Genomic DNA, 20536 nt, shown 5'->3' with positions numbered 1-20536 from the left:
GGCGGGCCCGCTCAGTCGAAGCGGACGGTACCCGCGGGCGGTCGCCGTACGGGCCGGCCGAGCTCGTCGAGCGCCTGCCGGGCGGCCGACAGCGCCGTCGCGCCGTAACCGCGCCGCGCAAGCTGGCCGGACAGTCGCCGCAGCGCCGTGTCGCGATCGAGGTCGCGCAGCGATCGCGCCTTCTGGCGCGCGAAGTCGAGCGCGCGTTCGGCCTCGTCGTCCGGCAACGCCCCGAGGGCCTCGTCGACCACATCACGAGGGATGCCGCGCTTGGCCAGCGCCTGCGCGAGCATGACCCGACCCTGACCCTTCCGCTCGACGCCACTGTGGACGAGCTGCTCCGCGAGCGCCGCGTCGTCGAGATAGCCGAGGCCGCGCATCCGCGCCAGCACGTGCTCGATCGCGTCGTCTGCGAGGTCGCGCTCGCGGAGGAAGGCCCTCGCCTCCCGCTCCGACAGCGACCGCGTCCGTAGCCGCTTGACGAGCGCAGCCTCGGCGTCCTCCGCACGAGTCGCCGTGTCGGCATCCCAGGCGTTCGCCTCCGGGCTGTCCTGCTCGTCCGTCCACGTCGTGTGCCACGTCGTCGACGGGGCGTCGCGGAACGGGGTCACTCCCCCGCGGTCCGCGTCCCCGACAGTCCTGTCCTCCGCAGTCGCGTCCTCCGCGGCCCCGTCGTCGCGCCGGGCGTGATGTGCTCCGCCGAACAGCGGGATCACGGGGGCGAGGCCATCGCGCTCGCCCCCGTCGCGCGCACCGCTCATCAGGCCGGGCGGCGCGCAGCCAGATCGTCGGCGGGCACCGTCTCGGCGGCGCCGCGCGGCTGTCCGATGCCGAGCTTCTGCTTGATCTTGGTCTCGATCTCGGCGGCGATGTCGGGGTTCTTCAGCAGGAAGTTGCGCGCGTTCTCCTTGCCCTGCCCCAGCTGCTCGCCGTCGTAGGTGTACCAGGCACCGGACTTCTTCACCAGCGCGTGCTCCACACCGAAGTCGATGAGGGAGCCCTCGCGCGAGATGCCGATGCCATACAGGATGTCGAACTCGGCCTGCTTGAAGGGCGGAGCCATCTTGTTCTTGACGACCTTCACGCGCGTACGGTTTCCGACCGCCTCGGTTCCGTCCTTGAGGGTCTCGATACGACGGATGTCGAGGCGCACCGACGCGTAGAACTTCAACGCCTTACCACCGGCGGTGGTCTCCGGCGAGCCGAAGAACACGCCGATCTTCTCGCGCAGCTGGTTGATGAAGATCATCGTGGTGTTGGTCTGGTTGAGCCCACCGGTGAGCTTGCGCAGCGCCTGCGACATCAGTCGCGCCTGCAGACCCACGTGCGAGTCTCCCATCTCGCCCTCGATCTCGGCCTTGGGCACCAGCGCGGCGACCGAGTCGATCACGACGAGGTCGATCGCGCCCGAGCGCACCAGCATGTCGGCGATCTCCAGGGCCTGCTCCCCCGTGTCGGGCTGCGAGACGAGGAGCTGGTCGATGTCGACGCCCAGCTTCTGGGCGTAGTCGGGGTCGAGCGCGTGCTCCGCGTCGATGAAGGCGGCGATGCCGCCCGCGCGCTGCACGTTGGCGATCGCGTGCAGCGTCAGGGTCGTCTTACCCGACGACTCGGGACCGTAGATCTCGATGATGCGGCCGCGCGGCAGACCCCCGACGCCGAGGGCGACGTCCAGCGCGATGGATCCGGTCGGGATGACCTCGACGGGGGCGCGCTCGTCGCTGCCCAGTCGCATGACCGAGCCCTTTCCGAACTGCCGGTCGATCTGGGCGAGGGCCGATTCGAGGGCCTTCTCGCGGTCGGCGGGTGAGGGCATGACGTGCTCCTTGTGCTCTGCCGTCGGCGGCTCGGCCGCGTCGGGGATTCCGTCGCCTGTAGGCTGTCGCGCTCCCACCCGACGGGAGGGACGCTGCGACAAGGCGGAGGTGTCGTGATGACGATGTCCACGCTAGGGAGCGCCTCCGACATCGGTCGGGGGCACGCCCACGGATGTGGACAAACATCTCGCTCTACCTCATGTGCAGGAGCCTACGCTCCTCGAACAGAGTTTCGAGATCGCGACACGCCGTGGCGCCGCGCACACCGTCAGCGCCGACGGGGCTCCATCATGCCCACGCCGTGTCGGCGCGCGAGAGGCACGTCGGTCTCCACGCACAGCGCGAGCCAGATCTCCCGCGGATCCACCCCGTCGGCCAGCGCCTGCGCCGCGGTGCGATGACCGACGCCGGACAGGGCGAGATCGGCGACGAGGCTCGATCCGCGGGGACCGAATTCGTCCGCGACCGCGCGCGCGAACTCACTGCGCCGCACGTCAGCGCAGCGAGAGCTCGGGCTGGACCAGACCGCCGTCGAGGGCGGCCAGATCGTCGGGGACGACGTCGGGGAAGACCTGCAGGCCTTCGAGGACGGACAGGCGGTCGCCCACCTCGCGCATGATGGTCGAGATCGGGACGTCGAGGGCCTCGGCGACGGCGGCGAGGATCTCGCTCGACGCCTCCTTCTGACCGCGCTCGACCTCGCTGAGGTAGCCCAGGGCGACGCTCGCGCGCCCGGCGACCTGACGGAGGGTGCGCCCCTTCTGCAGACGGAAGTCGCGCAGGACTTCGCCGATCTCCTGACGAACCAGGATCATGTTCGGGCCCCCTCCTCTACTCGTGTTCCCTCGCCGGTTTCGGTACCCGGGTGGACAACAGTACCCGACTTGCTGGCCACGATAGCCCTCACGTGCTGGGTAATGGTTGGGAATCGCTCAGACGTAACCGGCGCGACACGAACGGTATTCCCCGCGACATCGCCCGCGCGCGGGCGGGCGCGTCAGAGCGCGTCGAGCACCAGTCGGATGGCGCGCGCCGCGGTCTCGGCACGGATGCCGTCCCGGTCGCCGTCGAGCTGCACCGACTCCACCCGCGAGCCCAGGGGCGTCGCGACGGCGATGTGCACGGTGCCCACCGGCTGGCCGTCGGACGAGACCGGGCCGGCGATGCCGGTGGTCGCGATGCCGACATCGGCCGGAACACCGTCGCGTCCGAGGGCGCGGCGGGCCCCCTCGGCCATCTGGCTCGCGACCCGCGGGTGGACGGGCCCGTGCGCGTCGAGGAGGTGCTGCTCCACCCCGAGCAGGCTCGCCTTGACGTCGGTCGCGTAGGCGACCACCGCGCCGCGGAAGACCCGCGACGCCCCCGACACCGAGACGATGGAGGCGGCGACGAGACCGCCCGTGAGCGACTCCGCGGCGGCGATGGTCCAGCCCAGCTCCGCCAACCGGGCCACGAGGCGTTCGGGGTCGGTGCGGCGACCGACCGAGACGAGGGTGCTCTCGAGGTCGTCGGCGAGGCCGGTCTCGCCGGACGCGGGGGTGGGCGACGCGGTCATCGCCGGGGCTCCCCGGATCCGGCCGCCCGCGACGCGCGCGCGCCGCGCACCTCGGTCACGACGTAGTCGAGACCGCTCGCGACGGTGAGGACGACCGCGATGACCATGGCGATCGTGTTGACGACGTGGATCCCGTCCCCGACGAGGGTCCACAGCGGCAGCAGCGCGAGCGAGAGCGCGACGGCCTGGGCCACCGTCTTGAGCTTGCCCATCCACGCGGCGGCCACGACGTGGTCGCTCGCGACGACGAGGCGATGCACCGTGATGCCCACCTCGCGCACCAGCACGAGGATCGTGACCCACCAGGGCAGCTCGCCCAGGAGGGAGAGGCCGACGAACGCGCAGCCGGTGAGCGCCTTGTCGGCGATGGGGTCGAGGAGCTTGCCGAGGTCGGTGACGATCTCGTACCGGCGGGCGAGGTAGCCGTCGATGCCGTCGGTCGCGATGGCCACGATGAACAGCGCGCCCGCCCACCAGCGCAGGGCCCCGTCGGCGCCCTGGTCGGCGAGGAGCATCCAGAGGAAGACCGGTGCGCACAGGATGCGCACGATCGTGATCGCGTTCGGGAGCTGCCGGGGAATCGCCACGAGCCGAGCCTACCCGCGGGCTCGTCGCGTCGCCGCGCTCAGTCGCGGCCGGTCAGACCCCAGGCATCCTCGGAGCCCTCGTCGCCGTCCACGACCTCGAGGCCCTCGAACTGCGAGGTCACGGCATCCGGACCGTACGGGTCGGCCGACGCCGCCGCCGGCGGATCGTCGCCGCGGAGGCGCGCGAGCACCTCGGGGAGCTGGTCCGGTGTGACGAGGACGTCGCGGGCCTTCGAGCCCTCCGAGGGGCCGACGATCTCGCGGGACTCCAGGAGGTCCATCAGTCGTCCGGCCTTGGCGAAGCCGACGCGGAGCTTGCGCTGCAGCATCGACGTCGACCCGAACTGCGTCGAGATGATCTGCTCGGCGGCCGCCAGCAGCAGGTCGAGGTCGTCCCCGATGTCGGCGTCGATCTCCTTCTTCTCGGCGACCGCCTGCACGTCGGCGCGATAGTCGGGTCGCGCCTGGTTCTTGACGTGGGTGACGACCTTCTCGATCTCGCTCTCGGCGACCCACGCCCCCTGCACGCGGATGGCCTTCGAGGCGCCCATCGGGAGGAACAGGCCGTCGCCCTGGCCGATCAGGCGGTCGGCGCCGGGCTGGTCGAGGATGACGCGGGAGTCCGTGACGCTCGTGACGGCGAACGCGAGCCGCGACGGGACGTTCGCCTTGATGAGACCGGTCACGACGTCCACCGAGGGGCGCTGCGTGGCGAGCACGAGGTGGATGCCGCTCGCGCGAGCGAGCTGGGTGATGCGCACGATCGAGTCCTCGACGTCGCGAGGGGCCACCATCATGAGGTCGGCGAGCTCGTCGACGACGACCAGCAGGTAGGGGTAGGGCTTGAGCACGCGCTCGCTGCCGACGGGGAGGTTGATCTCGCCCGCGACCACGGCCCGGTTGAAGTCGTCGATGTGACGGAAGCCGAACGACGCGAGGTCGTCGTAGCGCATGTCCATCTCCTTCACGACCCACTGGAGCGCCTCGGCGGCCTTCTTGGGGTTCGTAATGATGGGCGTGATGAGGTGCGGCACCCCGGCGTAGCTCGTGAGCTCGACGCGCTTGGGGTCGATCAGCACCATCCGCACCTCGGAGGGCTTGGCGCGCATGAGGAGGCTCGTGATCATCGAGTTCACGAAGCTCGACTTGCCCGAGCCGGTGGAGCCGGCCACGAGCAGGTGGGGCATCTTCGCGAGGTTCGCGACGACGTACCCGCCGCCGACGTCCTTGCCGACGCCGATCGTCATCGGATGGGTCTGGCCCGTGGAGGCCGGGGAGCGCAGCACGTCGCCGAGGGTGACGATCTCACGGTCGGTGTTGGGGATCTCCACGCCGATCGCGCTCTTGCCCGGGATGGGCGCGAGGATGCGGACCTCGTTGGAGGCGACGGCGTAGGCGATGTTGTTGGTCAGCGCCGTGATGCGCTCGACCTTGACGCCCGGGCCGAGGGAGATCTCGTACTGGGTGACCGTCGGTCCGCGCGAGAAGCCCGTGACGCGGGCGTCCACGCCGAACTGCTCGAACACGCCCATGATCGCCGCGACGACGCGGTCGTTCGCCTCGGAACGCGCCTTCGGCGGCGTTCCCTGCGCCAACGCCGCCACCGAGGGCAGCACGTAGGGCGCCTGCGGCGGGCGACCGTCGTGGTCGTCGCCGAGGGCGGAGATGCCGGGAAGCGTGCCGTCGTCGAGGATGATCTCGCCGCTGTCCTCCCGGATGCCGGTGTCGGCACGGCGGGCGGCCTTCTTCGCGTTCGCGATCACCGAGGGGTCGATGATCTCGGTGGGCGCGTCGGCAAGGGGCAGCGGCGGGACGGGCGGCACCGCGACCGCCTGCTCGAAGCCGCCGTCGCCGGTGGTGTCCAGAAGGGCCGTCAGGTCGTCGGAGCCCAGATGACCGTCGACGTCCTCCTCACGTCCCGACTTGTTGCGGCGCCACCAGGGCAGCTCCTTCTGCGCGGCGTCCTCGCCCTCGGCGAAGGCGACGGTCGGCGCGGTCTCGCCCGCGGGTGCCGGCTCCGGCCGTTCCGCGCCGAACATCCACGCGTACAGGTCGCCGAGACGCCGCCCGATCCGGTTCGGCGGAGTCTTGGTGATGATGAGCACGCTGAAGAAGGTGACGACGGCGAGCACCAGATAGGCGCCGATCTCCGTCAGCAGCGTGAGCGGCTCGCCCACGGTCCACCCGAACAGGCCGCCCGCGGTGCTGAGCGCGGGAAGTCCCTCGCGCGGCTGCGGACGCCCCCCGGCGACGTGGCAGAAACCCGCGATCGCCAGGACGAACAGGCCGAACCCGATGCCGATGCGGCCGTTGTCGTGCACCGACGGCGGATGCCGGAAGAGCCACCCGGCCAGCAGCATCAGCAGCACGGGCATGATGAACGCGACGCGCCCGATGAGCGCGCCGACGGTGAACGCGCTGATGGTCGCGCCGACGTCGGTCCCGATGAGGAACCACTCGACCACGGCACCGGCCGTCGCCAGCAGCACGAGCAGGAACGGGAAGCCGTCGCGACGCTGGTCCTTCTCGAGCGTCTCCTGGCCGAACGCCCGGAACATTCCGCCGACGGCATGGGCGACGCCGAGCCACGCGCGCACGGCGACGGGCGGGTGCTCCTCCTCGTCGACGTACTTCTTGGGTGCCGGCGCGGGCTTGCGGGCACGCGACGAGGAGCCCTTCGCGGACGCGCGGGCGTTCGTGGGCGTGCTCGTGGATCGTGCCATTACTCCACGGTAGGCCGCGGGGACCCCGGATCGCCGGATTGACGCGGCCCGAGCCCGCATCCGGCGCCGCCTTCCGGATCGCGCCGGCCTCGCCGGCCCCGCCGGGGATCAGCGCAGGCGCTTGACCATCGTGTCGCGACCGTGGCCGGCCTGCGTGACGGCGAAGCCCTCGCTGCGGTAGAGCGACTGGGCGTAGTTGCCCCGCTCGACCGACAGGCTGATCCGGCCGTAGCCCTGCGCCCGGGCGTGCTCGCAGAGCCGCTGGAGCAGGGCCCGGCCGACGCCGTGGGCTCGCCAGATCGGACGCACGCCGATGATGAGCTCGGGCACGCCCGTGCCGATGTAGCCGAAGCCGGGGTCGGTGCGCGGCAGCATCCGGTACCAGGCCGCTCCGAGCGGATCGTCCTGCGCGTCGACGGCGATGAAGCCGGCATCGCCGGGCCGCATCCAGCCCGAGATGTAGCGGGTGTGGTCCGGATGCGTCAGCACCTCGTGCCGCGGACGCGCTCCGCCCTGCCGCCAGTTCGCCGCCTCGACGACCATGTCGCCGAGGAACGCGCCATCGGCCTGCGTCGCAGGGCGCACACGGAAGCTGACGGGCATGGAGCCGATGCTAGCGCCCCGCCGCGACCGCTCAGGCCTCGATGACGAGCGGCACGATCATCGGCCGCCGGCGCAGACGCTGGTTGACCCAGCGGCCGATCGTGCGGCGCACGACCTGCGACAGCGCGTGGGCGTCCCGCACGCCCGACTGCGCCGCCTCCGTGAGCGCGGCGGCGATCTTCGGCTTGACGTCGTCGAAGACGCTGTCGTCCTCGGCGAAGCCGCGGGCGTGGATCTCGGGGCCCGTGATGATCCGTCCGGTCGCGGCGTCCACGACGACGATGACCGAGATGAAGCCCTCCTCGCCGAGGATGCGGCGGTCCTTCAGGTCTGCATCCGTGATCTCGCCGACGGTCGAGCCGTCGACGTAGACGAAGCCGAGGTCGAGCTGGCCGACGACGCGGGCGACGCCGCCCTTGAGGTCGACCACCGTGCCGTTCTCCGCGATGATCGTGTTCTCCGCGGGGATGCCGGTGTCCTGCGCGAGCTTCGCGTTCGCGATGAGGTGCCGGTACTCGCCGTGCACCGGCATGACGTTGCGCGGCTGCAGGATGTTGTAGCAGTAGAGCAGCTCGCCGGCGGCGGCGTGACCCGACACGTGCACCTTGGCGTTGCCCTTGTGCACGACGTTCGCGCCGAGCTTGGTGAGGCCGTCGATCACGCGGTACACGGCGTTCTCGTTGCCCGGGATGAGGCTCGAGGCGAGGATCACGGTGTCGCCCGGACCGGGCTCGATCGCGTGGTCGAGGTTGGCCATGCGGCTGAGCACGGCCATCGGCTCGCCCTGCGACCCCGTCGACATGTAGACGATCTTGTCGTCCGGCAGGTCCTGCGCCTTCTTGTAGTCGATGAGCACGCCGTCGGGCACGTGCAGATAGCCGAGGTCCTCGGCGATGGTCATGTTGCGCACCATCGAGCGGCCGAGGAACGCGAGCCGGCGCCCGTTGGCGGCGGCCGCGTCGATGACCTGCTGCACACGGTGGACGTGACTGGAGAAGCTCGCGACGATGACGCGACGGGGAGCCTTGGCGATGACCTGGTCGAGCACCGGGCCGATGTCGCGCTCGAGCGGCGTGAAGCCGGGGACGTCGGCGTTGGTCGAGTCGACGAGGAACAGGTCCACGCCGTCCTCGCCGAGGCTGGCGAAGGCGCGGAGGTCGGTGAGGCGGCCGTCCAGCGGCAGCTGGTCCATCTTGAAGTCGCCCGTGGCGAGCACCGTGCCGGCATCCGTGTGGATCGCGACGGCGAGCGCGTCGGGGATCGAGTGGTTGACCGCGACGAACTCGAGATCGAACGGGCCGACCTGCTCCTCCTGCCCCTCCTCGACCGTGAGGGTGTACGCCTTGATGCGATGCTCCTTGAGCTTCGCCTCCACGAGCGCGAGGGTCAGCTTCGAGCCGATGAGGGGGATGTCGCTCTTCAGGCGCAGCAGGTAGGGCACCGCGCCGATGTGGTCCTCGTGGCCGTGCGTGAGCACGACGCCCACGACGTCGTCGAGCCGGTCCTTGATGGGCTCGAAGTCGGGGAGGATGAGGTCGACCCCGGGCTGGTGCTCCTCGGGGAAGAGCACCCCGCAGTCGACCACGAGGAGCTTGCCCTCGTACTCGAAGACCGTCATGTTGCGACCGATCTCGCCGAGCCCGCCGAGCGGGATCACGCGGAGGGTCTGAGGGGCGAGCGCGGGGGGCTCGGAGAACGTCGTGGGCATCGTCTGCCTTTCGTGGATGCCGCGGCATCCACCGGTATCGCGGTCGCTCAGCGGGTGGTGCCGTGGACCTTGGGGAGCGCGCCGCCGGCGGCGGCGTTGCGGTCGGGTCGGAAGTTGGAGAAGTCTGCACCGTCGACGCCCGTGACGAGCGCGAGCTCGTCCTCGATGAGGGCGGCCTCCCACTCTTCGGGGCCGACGAGCGGCAGACGCACGCGCGGGCTGGAGATGCGGCCCAGGCCGTGCAGGATGTACTTCGCGCTCACCGTGCCGGGGACGTGGGTCATGACGGCGCGGACGAGCGGTTCGAGCTGCTGGTGGGCGGCCGTGGCGGTGGCCAGGTCGCCGCGGTTCACGGCGTCCACGATGACGCGGTAGGGCGTCGCGGTGATGTTCGCCGTCACGCCGATCAGACCCGCCGCGCCGATCGACAGGTGCGGGAGCACATTGGCGTCGTCGCCGGAGAAGTACATGAGATCGGTCTGGTTGAGCACCCGGCTCACCTCGCTGAAGTCGCCCTTGGCGTCCTTCACGGCGAGGATGTTCGGATGGTTGGCCAGCCGCAGGATGGTCTCGTACTTGATCGGCACCCCGGTGCGGCCGGGGATGTCGTAGAGGATGACCGGGAGGTCGGTCGCATCGGCGACGAGGCGGAAGTGCGTCAGGATGCCGGCCTGCGTCGGCTTGTTGTAGTACGGCGTGACGATCATGATGCCGTCGGCGCCGGCCTTCTCGCTCGCCTTGTAGAGCTCGATGGCGTGCGCCGTCTCGTTCGAGCCGCCGCCGGTGATGATCTTGGCGCGGCCGGCGGAGACCGACTTGCCGACCTCGACGAGCGTGAGCTTCTCGGGGTCGGTGAGCGTGCTCGTCTCCCCCGTCGTGCCGGTGACGACGATGCCGTCGGCGCCGGCGGTGATGACGTCGTCGATGTGCTTCTCGACGGCGGGCCAGTCGACTTCACCGTCGGCCGTCATCGGGGTGACGAGCGCGACGAGGACCTGTCCGAAGGGATTGCCCGAGTGCGTCATGCCTCCAGGCTAGCGGCTCGCGGGGCGGAGGTCGGAGCGGGCCGTCACCGCCCGGTCGCGGCGAGTCGCGCCGCCCAGGCCGCGGGCAGCGCGCGTGCGAGGCCGACGAGCACCTTGTAGCGCAGCGACGGGATCGACACCGCCGTGCCGCGTGCCGCGTCGCACAGCCCCTCACGGACGACGTCGGCGGCCTCCAGCCACATCGCGGCGGGGATGCCCTCCTCCCCCGGGGGCAGTCCCAGACGCGCGTGGAAGTCGGTGTGGGTGAAGCCCGGGCAGACGGCCGTGACCGTCACGCCGCGCGGCCGGTAGACCGCGTTCGCCCAGCGGCTGAACGAGATCACCCACGCCTTGACGGCGCCGTAGGTTCCGCGCGGCAGGAAGCCCGCGACGGAGGCGACGTTGATGACGCGACCGCTCCCCCGTTCGAGCATCCCGCCGAGTGCCGCGTGGCTCAGGCGCATCGTCGCCCGCACGTGCAGGTCGAGGTGGCGCTGCTCGTCGGCGATGTCGTTCGCGGCGAAGTCGAGGTCGAGACCGAAGCCCGCGTTGTTGACGAGGATCTCGATCGGATGCCGGCGGTCGGCGACGCGCTCCGCCACCGCGGCCAGTCCCTCGTCGGCGACGAGGTCGGCGGCGAGCACCTCGACGCCGACGCCCGTGTCCGCGCGCAATCGCGCGGCCAGCGCCTCCAGTGCGGCGCGATCGCGCGCGACGAGCACCAGATCGGCTCCGCGGGCGGCGAGCTGACGCGCGAACTCGGCGCCGAGACCCGAGCTCGCCCCCGTGATCAGTGCTGTCCTGGGCATGGGGCCACGCTAGTGCCGATCGGGAGGATCAGGGACGGATCAGCGTCAGGAATCGGTAGGGGACGCCGGTCCGCGACACCGTCCAGCCCTCGGCGGGGTCGATGCGCGCGACGCTCCAGCCCGCGCGGACCGGAGCGAAGGTGTCGCCGTCCACCTCGAGGTCGAGCTCGGTCACCTCGAGCACGTCCGCGCGCGCGATCGCCTCCGCGAACAGTCCCGCGCCGCCGATGACCCACACCTCGGGCTCCGGCGCCGCCAGCGCCAGGGCGTCGTCCAGCGAGGAGGCCCGCTCGGCGCCGTCGTCGGCCCAGCCGGGATCGCGGCTGACCACGATGTTGCGCCGCCCCGGGAGCGGCCGGAAACGCGGCGGGAACGACTCCCAGGTGCGCCGGCCCATGACCACGGGAGCACCCGTCGTCACGGCGCGGAAGTGCGCGAGATCCTCGGGCACGTGCCACGGCATCCCGCCGTCCTTGCCGATCACGCCGCCGCGCGCCTCGGCCCAGATCAGCCCCAGTCGCGTCATACGGCCACGGCCGCGCGGATCGCGGGGTGGTGCCGGTAGTCCTCGACGACGACGTCCTCGTACGTGTAGTCGAAGATCGACGCCGGAGTGCGGGCGAACGACAGCCGCGGGTACGGATACGGATCGCGGGAGAGCTGCTCGCGCACCTGCTCGAGATGGTTGTCGTAGATGTGGCAGTCACCCCCGGTCCAGACGAAATCACCCGGCTCGAGCCCCGTCTGCTGCGCGATCATCAGCGTCAGCAGCGCGTAGGACGCGATGTTGAACGGCACCCCGAGGAACATGTCGGCGCTGCGCTGGTACAGCTGGCACGACAGCTTGCCGTCCGCCACGTAGAACTGGAAGAGCGCATGGCAGGGAGCCAGCGCCATCTGCGGGATGTCCGCCGGGTTCCACGCCGACACGATGAGCCGCCGCGAGTCGGGGTTGCTGCGGATCTGCTCGATGACCTGCGAGATCTGATCGATCTGACCACCCGACGGCGTGGGCCAGGAGCGCCACTGGACGCCGTAGACCGGACCGAGCTCGCCGTCGGCATCCGCCCACTCGTCCCAGATGCTCACGCCGTGCTCCTGGAGCCATGCGACGTTCGACTCGCCGCGCAGGAACCACAGCAGCTCGTAGACGATCGACTTCAGGTGCACGCGCTTGGTCGTGATGAGCGGGAAGCCCTGCGCGAGGTCGAACCGGATCTGCCGACCGAAGACGCTCGTGGTCCCCGTTCCGGTGCGGTCGTCCTTGTGCACGCCGTGGGCGAGCACGTCGCGCAGGAGATCCTCGTACGGGGTGGGGATGGATGCCGCGGTCACGCCAGTCAGACTACCGGCGTGCGCGGACATCGGCTCTGTTACGCACGGCCCGTCATCTGCCCGCGCACCGCGCCTCGAAGCCCGAAGCGGCGGTATCGTGGCAGATTGTGACCATCGTCGATGCCGTGCTCCTGCTCACGGCGCTTCTCGCCGTCACCGTCGGCGTCGGCCTCTTCCTCCGCTGGAAGCAGAGCCGTCCTCGCCGGCAGAACCCCGACGAGGTCGTCGAGCCGCAGCGGCTCGGGGCCCCGGCGCTCGGCGAGCGGGCGACGCTCCTGCAGTTCAGCACCGAGATGTGCTCCCGCTGCCCGGGCGTGCACCGCGTGCTGGGATCGATCGCCGACGCGCACGACGGCGTCCTCCACCTCGACGTCGACCTCACGCACCGCCCCGACATCGCGAAGCACTTCCACGTGCTGCAGACGCCGACGACGCTCATCCTGGATCGGCACGGCGTCGTCCAGACGCGCTTCGGCGGCACGCCCAACCGCAATGCGATCGAGCTCGAGCTCGATCGCGTCACCGCGGCCGCCGCCGTCTGACCGGGCGCTCCACGCATCCCCCCGTTCCGTCGCGGGGCGGGCGCGTCTAGGCTCGGGAACGAATCCCCACGACATCGAGGAGCAGTCATGAGCGTCACGAGCGAAGCGTCCACGAGCTGGAAGGGATCCCTCACCGACGGATCCGGAGAGATCGCCTTCGAGAGCTCCAATCAAGGGCCGTTCGCGGTCGACTGGAAGGCCCGCAGCGAGGGCTCCTCGTCGGTCACGACGCCCGAGGAGCTGCTGGCCGCGGCCCATTCCTCCTGCTTCAGCATGGCCCTCTCCCACGCCCTGACCGGCAACGGCACCCCGCCCGAGAGCATCGAGACGACGGCATCCGTCACGTTCATCCCCGGCACCGGCATCACGGGATCGCACCTCAACGTCAATGCGGTCGTGCCCGGGCTGTCGGCCGAGGAGTTCGCGCGCATCGCCGGCGAGGCCAAGTCGGGCTGCCCCGTGTCGGCGGCGTTGACCGGCATCGAGATCACGCTCGAGGCCACGCTTGCCTGACACCGCCGCCGAGGGCCGCGTCGTCCTCGCCGGCGCCTCCGGCCTCATCGGACGAGCGCTGTCGGACTCGCTGCGCGCCGACGGCATCCCGGTGACCCGCCTCGTCCGTCGCGAGAGCACGGCCGGCGACGAGGTCACCTGGGACCCCGGCCGCACGCCCCTGCCCCCGGCGGTGCTCGCCGGCGCGCGGGCGGTCGTCGGCCTCAACGGCGCCACCCTGGGACGCTTCCCGTGGACGCGCCGCTACAAGCACGACCTGGTGTGGTCGCGGATCGCACCGACCCAGGCGCTTGCCGCGGCCGTGCGCAGCCTCGGCGACGACGCACCGGCCTTCGTCTCGTCGTCCGCGGTGGGCTATTACCCCTCCGTCCCCGGCGCGACCCTCACCGAGTCCTCGCCGCGCGGCGAGTCCTTCCTCGCCGACCTCTGCGGCGAATGGGAGACGGCGGCGCTGCGCGGGGCGGGCGACCGGGCTCGCGTCGCGACCCTGCGCACGGCCCCCGTCGTGCACGCCGACGGCGTGCTCAAGCCGCTGCTGCTGCTCACGAGACTCGGGCTCTCCGGACCCCTCGGACGCGGCACCCAGGTGTGGCCCTGGATCTCGCTGGACGACGAGGTGCGGGCCATCCGCCACATCATCGACACGGGCACGACCGGACCGGTCAACCTCACGGGGCCCCAGCGCGCGACGGCGAACGACCTCGGCTTCGCCCTCGCACGCCGGATGAACCGGCCCTACCTCCTGCGGGTGCCCGAATGGGCGCTCACGCTCGTGCTCGGGCGCGACGCCGCGGAGGGCTTGCTGACGTGCGACATGCACGTCGTGCCGGAGGTGCTCACGGCATCCGGATTCACGTTCTCCCACCCCACGGTGGAGGATGCCGTGGCCGCCGCCGTCCCCGCGTGATCAGCCCGTCGGCGGGTTCTTCTCGATCGTGATCGCCCGGCGGATCGCCTCGCGGGCGCGCCGGCGGTCGCCGGCGCCGTCATAGGCCAGGCCGAGGCGGAACCACGCGCGCCAGTCGTCGGGGTGGCGCTCGACATCCGCGCGGTAGAGGGGGAAGACCGCGTCGGCCTGTTCCCGGTCGGGACGGCCGCTCACGCGGACGTCGAGCTCCTCCGCCGGCAGCGCCCGCTCGGCCTCGAGGCGCTTCGCGAGCCGCTCGGCCGCACGGCCGAAGGCCAGCTCGCGCCACAGGGCCCACGCCGCGATGACCGGCAGCACCACGAGGGCGAACCCCATCGCGATGCCGATCGGCTCGCCCGAGACCAGCAGCAGCCACGCGCGCTGCGCGACGAGCACGATGTAGAGCGCCAGCAGCACCGCCATCACGGCGACGCCGATGCGGGCGTTCATGCTCCGGTGACGCGGGCGACCTGGCCGGGGACCGCGCCCTCGTCGACGCGAGCCTCCGCCGGCGCCGCGTCGCGGCGGGAACCGAGCCCGAGGTCGATGAGCGCGTCGAGGCCGATGGTCACCCCCCGCGCATCGCGGGCGGCGACGAGGGCGACACGGATGCCGGGGGCATACGCCTGGGCCGGGTCGACCGTGTCGTGCACGATCGACAGGGACTCGCCCGGACCCGACAGGATCGTCTCCTGCTTCGCGATGACGCCGGGCCGTCGCAGTGAGTGGATCGGCACGCTCGCCACCTGCTGGCCGCGGGCGCGCTGATCGACGTGCGGCGAGGCGACGGGACCGACCGCCGAGCGCGCATCGGCGATGAGCTCGGCCGTGCGCACGGCGGTGCCGCTCGGCGAGTCCACCTTGGTCTCGCGGTGGGTCTCGACGATCTCGATCGAGGGGAACAGCGGTGCGGCGGCCGCGGCGATGGCCGTCGCGACGACGGAGCCGAGCGAGAAGTTCGGGATGAAGACGGCGCCGGTGCCGGCCGCCTCGACGAGCGGGCGCACGAGCGCGATCCGCTCGGTCGACCACCCGGAGGTTCCGACGAGCACGTTCCGGCCCCGCTCGATCGCGGCGCGCACGACGTCGATCGAGACGCCGGGCGTGGAGGCGTCGACGACGAGGTCGGCGGCGTCGATCTCGGCGAGGTCGCTCGACGAGCCGAGCACGGCGACCGTCTCGAAGTCGTCCATCTCGTCGATCACGCCGGCGATGATCGCACCGAGCTTGCCGGTGCCGCCCACGAGGGCCACTCTCGTCGTCATGGCTCCAGCCTAGGGCGTGGACCCGACACGGTTACGCTCGAGGGATGGTCCGTCTCGAGCCGCTCACCGCCGACGATCCCCGTTCGCGTGCCCTCCTGGAGGAGTACTTCCGGATGCGTGCCGCGGCCTTCCCGCAGGGACAGGCCTACCAGCCGGTGTTTCCCGCGGCATCCGTGTTCACTCGCCCGGCCGGCGTGTTCCTGGTCGTCGTGGACGACGACGGCGCCGACGCGACGGACGCCGGCTGCGGCGGCATCCGTCGGATCGAGGACGGACCGGCGGGACCGCGCTACGAGGTGAAGCACCTCTACCTCCAGCCGCGCACGCGCGGCCGGGGATGCGGACGGCTGCTGCTGGAGGCGCTCGAGGAGCGGGCCCGCGGGTTCGGCGCCGCGGAGCTGGTGCTCGACACGCACCACACCCTCGACGCGGCCGGTGCGCTCTACGCCCGCTCCGGTTTCACCGCCGTCGAGCCCTACAACGACAACCCCAACGCGACGGTGTGGTTGCGCAAGGCGCTGTGAATCACGGCGGCGCCGTCGGGTGACGACCGTCGGAGATCCTCACGGTCGGGGCCGCACAGCCCCCGCGATCACGGCACGTGGAGGGTCTCGGCGACAGCGAATCCGACGTTGCGCACGCCGACACTCCCGCACGCCGACACTCCCGCACGCCGGAGCTCAGACGGGCGGGACCTCGGGCAGGCCCGTGCGCAGCTCCATCGGCAGGTGCGCCAGATCGTTGTGCGTCACGAGCGCCCACGGCCGCCCCTTGCGCTGGGCGAGCACCGTGAGGCCGCAGTGGGCCTGGTTGATCGTCATCCAGCGCCAGTCCGGCGCGTCGAGCACCTCCCGGACGAACCAGGCGATCACGGAGTTGTGGGTGATGAGCAGCTCGTGCGCGGCGGGCTTGCGCACGAGGAACTCCGCGACCGCGTCGCCCATCTGCGCGCGCCCCGCGTCGATCTCCGCCTCGGTGTACGACCCGAAGAACGGCTCGTAGATCGACGGCGTCTCGGGGAGCATGCCGGTCGGGATGCAGTCGAACAGCAGCGCCGACGGCTCGGGCGTGACCGACGGCAGGCGGCCCGCGACCGCGCGGGCGGTCTCGGCGGCGCGCTCGAGGGGAGAGTGCCACACGGCATCCAGCGGAACGCCGGACAGCCGGTCGGCCAGCAGCTCCGCCTGGCGGCGACCGCGCGGCGACAGCGGACCGTCTTCGAGCCCGTGCTCCGCGTCGAGATGCTCTCCGTGTCGCACGAGGTACAGGTAATGCGTCACGTCAATACTCGTCTCGCCTGGGGGTGGGGCTCTTCCACCCTACGTCAGGCCGACGCGGCCCGACCGGGTCTTGACAGCGCCGCGCGCCGCCGCCCCGACTACTGGATCGCGCGGGCGATCTCCGCCAGATGCGCCCGGCTCAGACGCGCTCCCACGCCCTGCACGAGCTCCTCCACATGACCGACGGCGAAGACGTTGACGATGGGTGCGACGACGGCGCGCTGCGCGAGCAGCCACGCGATCGCGACCGCGGAGGGCGGGATCGCCAGCTCGGCGCCGATCCGATCCAGCGCGCGGAGGGTGCGGGACCCCCGCCTGTTCATCGACGCCGCCAGCTGGATGCCGCGCACGGAGTACGCGACGTTGGCGCGGTCGCGGTGCACTCCGGCGAGGTAGCCGTGCTCGAGCGCCTGCGACGGCGTGACCGCGATGCCCTGCGCCCCCGCGACCAGGCGCAGATCGCCGTCGAACTCGCTCTGGCGGAGGATGTTGTAGGGCACGTCGAGCACCGTGAACCGCGGGTATCCCGCCGAGGCGAGGATGCGGGCCTCGACGAGCTGCGCCGCCGAGTGACCGAACGCGCCGACGGCGCGCACCTTCCCCGACTCGATGAGCCACTCGACGGTCGCCAGGGTGTCCTCGAGCGTCGTCGCGTCGTCGGAGGTCGCGTCGAGGTACAGCAGGTCGATCCGGTCCGTCTGCAGCCGCGTGAGGGAGGCCTCCACGGCGCGGATCAGGTTGACCGGTCCGAGGCCGGGGTTGTCGGGGTTGGATCCGATCCGCACGGCCAGCACCATGTCGTCACGGATGCCGCGGCGGCCCAGCCACTGGCCGACGATGTGCTCGCTGCGCCCGGCGGCGTACCCGTCGGAGGTGTGCACGGCGTTGCCGCCCCACTCGCGGTACGCGTCGAGGATGCCGTGGGCGGCGGAGAGGTCGACGTGCCAGCCGAACTCGGCCGCGCCGAGCATGATGGGGAAGACGTCGAGCCCGGACTCGCCGAGCCCGGTGCGGATGACGGATCCCACGGGAGCCCCCTGGACGGGAATGGGCGCGGAGGGGTGCGGCGCCGCGACGACGCGCGACCCGGCCGCCGTGGCGCCGATGCCGAAGTAACCCATCCGTTCACCCCCTCACGCTGCCGCCGCTGCGGCCCCGTGTGTCTCGATACCCACCCCCCGATGTGTAGTTCCGAGGGTAGGCCAGCCCCGCACCGGCGCCGCGCATCGCGCCGAACGAACGGTAAACATTCCATAACGCTTCCGTCACGACGCCGTCGCGGGGCACCGGATGTCCGCCATTCGGTGGACATCCGGTGAACGAACGGATGCCCGCCCCTCCGAGACGGGAGGAAGCGGGCATCCGTGTCCTTGGGCGGCGCGGCGACCCTACGGGGTGCCGCGCCGCGTGCGCTCAGCCTTCGGCGGGAGCCTCCGGGCCCTCGCTGGCGGCCGCACGGCCTTCCTGGTCGGCGGCCTCTTCGAGCACGGGCTCGAGCGACAGCTTGCCACGGTCGTCGATCTTCGTGATCTTGACGAGCAGCTTCTGGCCGACGCCGAGCACGTCCTCGACGTTCTCGACACGCTTGCCACCGGCGAGCTTGCGCACCTCGCTGATGTGCAGCAGGCCGTCCTTGCCGGGAAGCAGCGAGATGAACGCGCCGAACGCCGCCAGCTTGACGACCGTTCCGAGGAACTGCTCGCCGACCTCGGGGTTGGTCGGGTTCGCGATCGCGTTCACCTGGGCGCGGGCGGCCTCGGCCGAGGGGCCGTCGGTCGCGCCGATGTAGACGGTGCCGTCCTCCTCGATGGAGATCTGCGCCCCCGTCTCGTCCTGGATCGCGTTGATCGTCTTGCCCTTCGGGCCGATCAGCTCGCCGATCTTGTCGACCGGGATCTGCACGCTGATGACGCGCGGCGCCGTCGGAGCCATCTCGTCCGGGCCGTCGATCGCGGCGTTCAGGACGTTCAGGATCGTCATGCGCGCGTCCTTCGCCTGCGTCAGCGCGGCGGTCAGCACCGACGACGGGATGCCGTCGAGCTTCGTGTCGAGCTGGATCGCCGTGACGAACTCGCTGGTACCGGCGACCTTGAAGTCCATGTCGCCGAGCGCGTCCTCCGCGCCCAGGATGTCGGTCAGCGCGGCGTAGCGCGTCTGGCCGTCGACCTGGTCGGAGACCAGACCCATCGCGATGCCGGCGACGGGGGCGCGCAGCGGCACACCCGCGTTCAGCAGCGACAGGGTCGAGGCGCAGACGGAGCCCATCGACGTCGAGCCGTTGGAGCCGAGGGCCTCGGACACCTGACGGATCGCGTAGGGGAACTCCTCGCGGCTGGGCAGCACCGGAACGAGCGCGCGCTCGGCCAGGAAGCCGTGCCCGATCTCGCGACGCTTCGGCGACCCGACGCGGCCGGTCTCACCGGTCGAGTAGGGCGGGAAGTTGTAGTGGTGCATGTAGCGCTTGCTCGTGGTCGGCGACAGCGAGTCGATCTGCTGCTCCATCTTGAGCATGTTCAGCGTCGTGACGCCCAGGATCTGGGTCTCACCGCGCTGGAAGATCGCGGAGCCGTGCACGCGCGGGATGACCTGGACCTCGGCATCCAGCGGACGGATGTCCGCCAGGCCGCGGCCGTCGATGCGGACGCCCTCGGTGAGGATGCGGCCGCGGACGATCAGCTTGGTGACCGACTTGTAGGCGGCGCCGAACTCGGCCAGCGCGCTGTCGGGCAGCTCGCCCGCCTCGACGGCGGCGACCAGCTGAGCCTTGACGTCGTCCTTGACGGCGTCGTCGGCGTTCTGGCGCTCGATCTTGTCGGCGATCTGGTACACCGGCACCAGACGGTCGTAGGCGCGACCGGCGACGAAGTCGTAGGTCTCCGTCGCGTACGGCGGGAAGACCGGGTACGGCTGGATCTCCTTGGCCGCGGTGTTCGCGACGACGTTCTGCGCGGCGACGAGCGCGGTGATGAAGGGCTTGGCGGCCTCCAGACCCTGCGCGACGATCTCCTCGCTGGGCTTGGTGGCGCCGGCCTTGATGAGGTTCCAGCTGTTCTCGGTGGCCTCGGCCTCGACCATCATGATCGCGACGTCGCCGTCCTCCAGGACGCGACCGGCGACGATGAGGTCGAACACGGCCTCCTCGACCTGGGCGGCCGTCGGGAACGCGACCCACTGGTCGGCGTGCTCGCCGTGACCCGGGATGAGCGCGAGGCGCACACCGGCGATGGGGCCAGAGAACGGCAGACCGGAGATCTGCGTCGACAGGGATGCTGCGTTGATCGCGAGCGCGTCGTAGTACTCGCCCGGGGCGATGCTCAGCACGGTCACGACGATCTGGACCTCGTTGCGCAGGCCGTCGACGAACGACGGGCGCAGCGGACGGTCGATGAGGCGGCAGACGAGGATCGCCTCGGTGGAGGGGCGGCCCTCGCGACGGAAGAACGAGCCGGGGATCTTGCCGGCGGCGTAGGAGCGCTCCTCGACGTCGACGGTCAGCGGGAAGAAGTCGAAGCCCTCACGCGGGTGCTTGCCCGCGCTCGTGGCCGACAGCAGCATGGTCTCTTCGTCGAGGTACGCGGCGACGGCACCCTGTGCCTGCTGCGCGAGTCGTCCGGTCTCGAACCGGATCGTGCGGGTGCCGAAACGGCCGTTGTCGAGAACGGCTTCGGCGGCGGTGATTTCTGGACCTTCCAAGAGGTCTCTCCTTCTTTGTTTAGACTCGCGCGCGCGTTTCGCGCACGAGATCGTGCGAAGGAGCAGGAACGGGCAGATCCAGACGCGCGGCGGCACCGCGTGAGGCGCCGCCGGGACGGTCAGCGCTGGCCACCAGTAGAAAGCCACCGTTCGCATCGGATCGCGTCGAACGGG

22 protein-coding genes are annotated in these 20536 nt (G+C 71.2%); 4 read left to right on the top strand and 18 right to left on the bottom strand.

Annotated elements, in window-relative coordinates:
- Positions 1-11: 11 nt before the first annotated feature.
- From MHO01S_RS08240 to MHO01S_RS08180, 13 genes are all read right to left on the bottom strand, one after another.
- Positions 12-761: a regulatory protein RecX gene (locus tag MHO01S_RS08240; RefSeq protein ID WP_061782135.1), complete on the bottom strand. Its 750-nt coding sequence runs from the start codon at positions 759-761 to the stop codon at positions 12-14.
- Positions 761-1816 (bottom strand): recombinase RecA, encoded by a 1056-nt coding sequence (recA, locus tag MHO01S_RS08235; RefSeq protein WP_060959484.1) that lies wholly within the window; start codon positions 1814-1816, stop codon positions 761-763. The genes MHO01S_RS08240 and recA overlap by 1 nt, the downstream gene beginning before the upstream one ends.
- Positions 1817-2085: 269 nt before the next feature.
- On the bottom strand, positions 2086-2310 hold the full coding sequence (locus MHO01S_RS08230; RefSeq protein ID WP_060959483.1) for a DUF3046 domain-containing protein: 225 nt from the start codon (positions 2308-2310) through the stop codon (positions 2086-2088).
- Between the two features lies 1 nt (position 2311).
- Positions 2312-2632 (bottom strand): helix-turn-helix domain-containing protein, encoded by a 321-nt coding sequence (locus MHO01S_RS08225; protein WP_060959482.1) that lies wholly within the window; start codon positions 2630-2632, stop codon positions 2312-2314.
- Between the two features lie 182 nt (positions 2633-2814).
- The gene (locus MHO01S_RS08220; RefSeq protein WP_060959481.1) at positions 2815-3372 is read right to left on the bottom strand and encodes a CinA family protein; all 558 of its coding nucleotides are present in this window, start codon (positions 3370-3372) and stop codon (positions 2815-2817) included.
- Positions 3369-3959, bottom strand: a complete 591-nt coding sequence (gene pgsA, locus MHO01S_RS08215) for a CDP-diacylglycerol--glycerol-3-phosphate 3-phosphatidyltransferase (protein WP_060959480.1) — start codon at positions 3957-3959, stop codon at positions 3369-3371. The genes MHO01S_RS08220 and pgsA overlap by 4 nt, the downstream gene beginning before the upstream one ends.
- 38 nt (positions 3960-3997) lie before the next feature.
- Complete coding sequence (locus MHO01S_RS08210) at positions 3998-6682, bottom strand: FtsK/SpoIIIE family DNA translocase (protein WP_061782134.1); 2685 nt, start codon at positions 6680-6682, stop codon at positions 3998-4000.
- Between the two features lie 108 nt (positions 6683-6790).
- Positions 6791-7285, bottom strand: coding sequence for a GNAT family N-acetyltransferase (locus tag MHO01S_RS08205; RefSeq protein ID WP_060959478.1), 495 nt, complete (start codon positions 7283-7285; stop codon positions 6791-6793).
- 31 nt (positions 7286-7316) lie between these two features.
- The gene (locus MHO01S_RS08200; protein ID WP_060959477.1) at positions 7317-8993 is read right to left on the bottom strand and encodes a ribonuclease J; all 1677 of its coding nucleotides are present in this window, start codon (positions 8991-8993) and stop codon (positions 7317-7319) included.
- 47 nt (positions 8994-9040) lie between these two features.
- Positions 9041-10018 (bottom strand): 4-hydroxy-tetrahydrodipicolinate synthase, encoded by a 978-nt coding sequence (gene dapA, locus MHO01S_RS08195; RefSeq protein ID WP_060959476.1) that lies wholly within the window; start codon positions 10016-10018, stop codon positions 9041-9043.
- A gap of 44 nt (positions 10019-10062) precedes the next feature.
- A complete protein-coding gene (locus MHO01S_RS08190; RefSeq protein WP_060959475.1) occupies positions 10063-10827 on the bottom strand; it encodes an SDR family NAD(P)-dependent oxidoreductase in 765 nt (254 codons plus the stop codon).
- A 28-nt stretch (positions 10828-10855) separates the two neighbouring features.
- Positions 10856-11353 carry a dihydrofolate reductase gene (locus MHO01S_RS08185; protein ID WP_060959474.1) on the bottom strand — a complete coding sequence of 166 codons (498 nt, stop codon included), beginning with the start codon at positions 11351-11353 and terminating at the stop codon, positions 10856-10858.
- Entirely contained in the window at positions 11350-12192 is an 843-nt protein-coding gene (locus tag MHO01S_RS08180; protein ID WP_060959473.1) for a thymidylate synthase, read from the bottom strand. The genes MHO01S_RS08185 and MHO01S_RS08180 overlap by 4 nt, the downstream gene beginning before the upstream one ends.
- Positions 12193-12269: 77 nt before the next feature.
- On the opposite strand from MHO01S_RS08180, the gene MHO01S_RS08175 reads away from it, so the two are divergent.
- The 3 genes from MHO01S_RS08175 to MHO01S_RS08165 all read left to right on the top strand — a co-directional run bounded on the left by MHO01S_RS08175 (position 12270) and on the right by MHO01S_RS08165 (position 14124).
- On the top strand, positions 12270-12704 hold the full coding sequence (locus MHO01S_RS08175) for a TlpA family protein disulfide reductase (protein WP_060959472.1): 435 nt from the start codon (positions 12270-12272) through the stop codon (positions 12702-12704).
- A gap of 87 nt (positions 12705-12791) precedes the next feature.
- A complete protein-coding gene (locus MHO01S_RS08170; protein ID WP_060959471.1) occupies positions 12792-13217 on the top strand; it encodes an OsmC family peroxiredoxin in 426 nt (141 codons plus the stop codon).
- On the top strand, positions 13210-14124 hold the full coding sequence (locus tag MHO01S_RS08165; RefSeq protein ID WP_060959470.1) for a TIGR01777 family oxidoreductase: 915 nt from the start codon (positions 13210-13212) through the stop codon (positions 14122-14124). The genes MHO01S_RS08170 and MHO01S_RS08165 overlap by 8 nt, the downstream gene beginning before the upstream one ends.
- On the opposite strand, the gene MHO01S_RS08160 is transcribed toward MHO01S_RS08165, so the two are convergent.
- Both MHO01S_RS08160 and dapB read right to left on the bottom strand, forming a co-directional pair.
- Entirely contained in the window at positions 14125-14574 is a 450-nt protein-coding gene (locus MHO01S_RS08160) for a hypothetical protein (RefSeq protein WP_061782133.1), read from the bottom strand.
- Positions 14571-15389 (bottom strand): 4-hydroxy-tetrahydrodipicolinate reductase, encoded by an 819-nt coding sequence (dapB, locus tag MHO01S_RS08155; protein WP_061782132.1) that lies wholly within the window; start codon positions 15387-15389, stop codon positions 14571-14573. Before dapB ends, MHO01S_RS08160 begins: the two co-directional genes overlap by 4 nt.
- Positions 15390-15433: 44 nt before the next feature.
- Between dapB and MHO01S_RS08150 the strand changes: the two genes are divergently transcribed.
- Positions 15434-15913, top strand: coding sequence for a GNAT family N-acetyltransferase (locus MHO01S_RS08150; RefSeq protein WP_060959467.1), 480 nt, complete (start codon positions 15434-15436; stop codon positions 15911-15913).
- Between the two features lie 156 nt (positions 15914-16069).
- Here MHO01S_RS08150 and MHO01S_RS08145 read toward each other — a convergent pair whose 3' ends face one another.
- The 3 genes from MHO01S_RS08145 to MHO01S_RS08135 all read right to left on the bottom strand — a co-directional run bounded on the left by MHO01S_RS08145 (position 16070) and on the right by MHO01S_RS08135 (position 20362).
- Positions 16070-16669, bottom strand: coding sequence for a histidine phosphatase family protein (locus tag MHO01S_RS08145; protein ID WP_060959466.1), 600 nt, complete (start codon positions 16667-16669; stop codon positions 16070-16072).
- A gap of 98 nt (positions 16670-16767) precedes the next feature.
- Positions 16768-17790 (bottom strand): aldo/keto reductase, encoded by a 1023-nt coding sequence (locus MHO01S_RS08140; RefSeq protein ID WP_060959465.1) that lies wholly within the window; start codon positions 17788-17790, stop codon positions 16768-16770.
- Between the two features lie 292 nt (positions 17791-18082).
- Positions 18083-20362: a polyribonucleotide nucleotidyltransferase gene (locus MHO01S_RS08135; protein WP_060959464.1), complete on the bottom strand. Its 2280-nt coding sequence runs from the start codon at positions 20360-20362 to the stop codon at positions 18083-18085.
- Positions 20363-20536: the final 174 nt, after the last annotated feature.

The organism is Microbacterium hominis NBRC 15708 (assembly GCF_001592125.1).
Lineage (GTDB): Bacteria > Actinomycetota > Actinomycetes > Actinomycetales > Microbacteriaceae > Microbacterium > Microbacterium hominis.
This window is presented reverse-complemented; position numbering and strand designations above follow the sequence as displayed.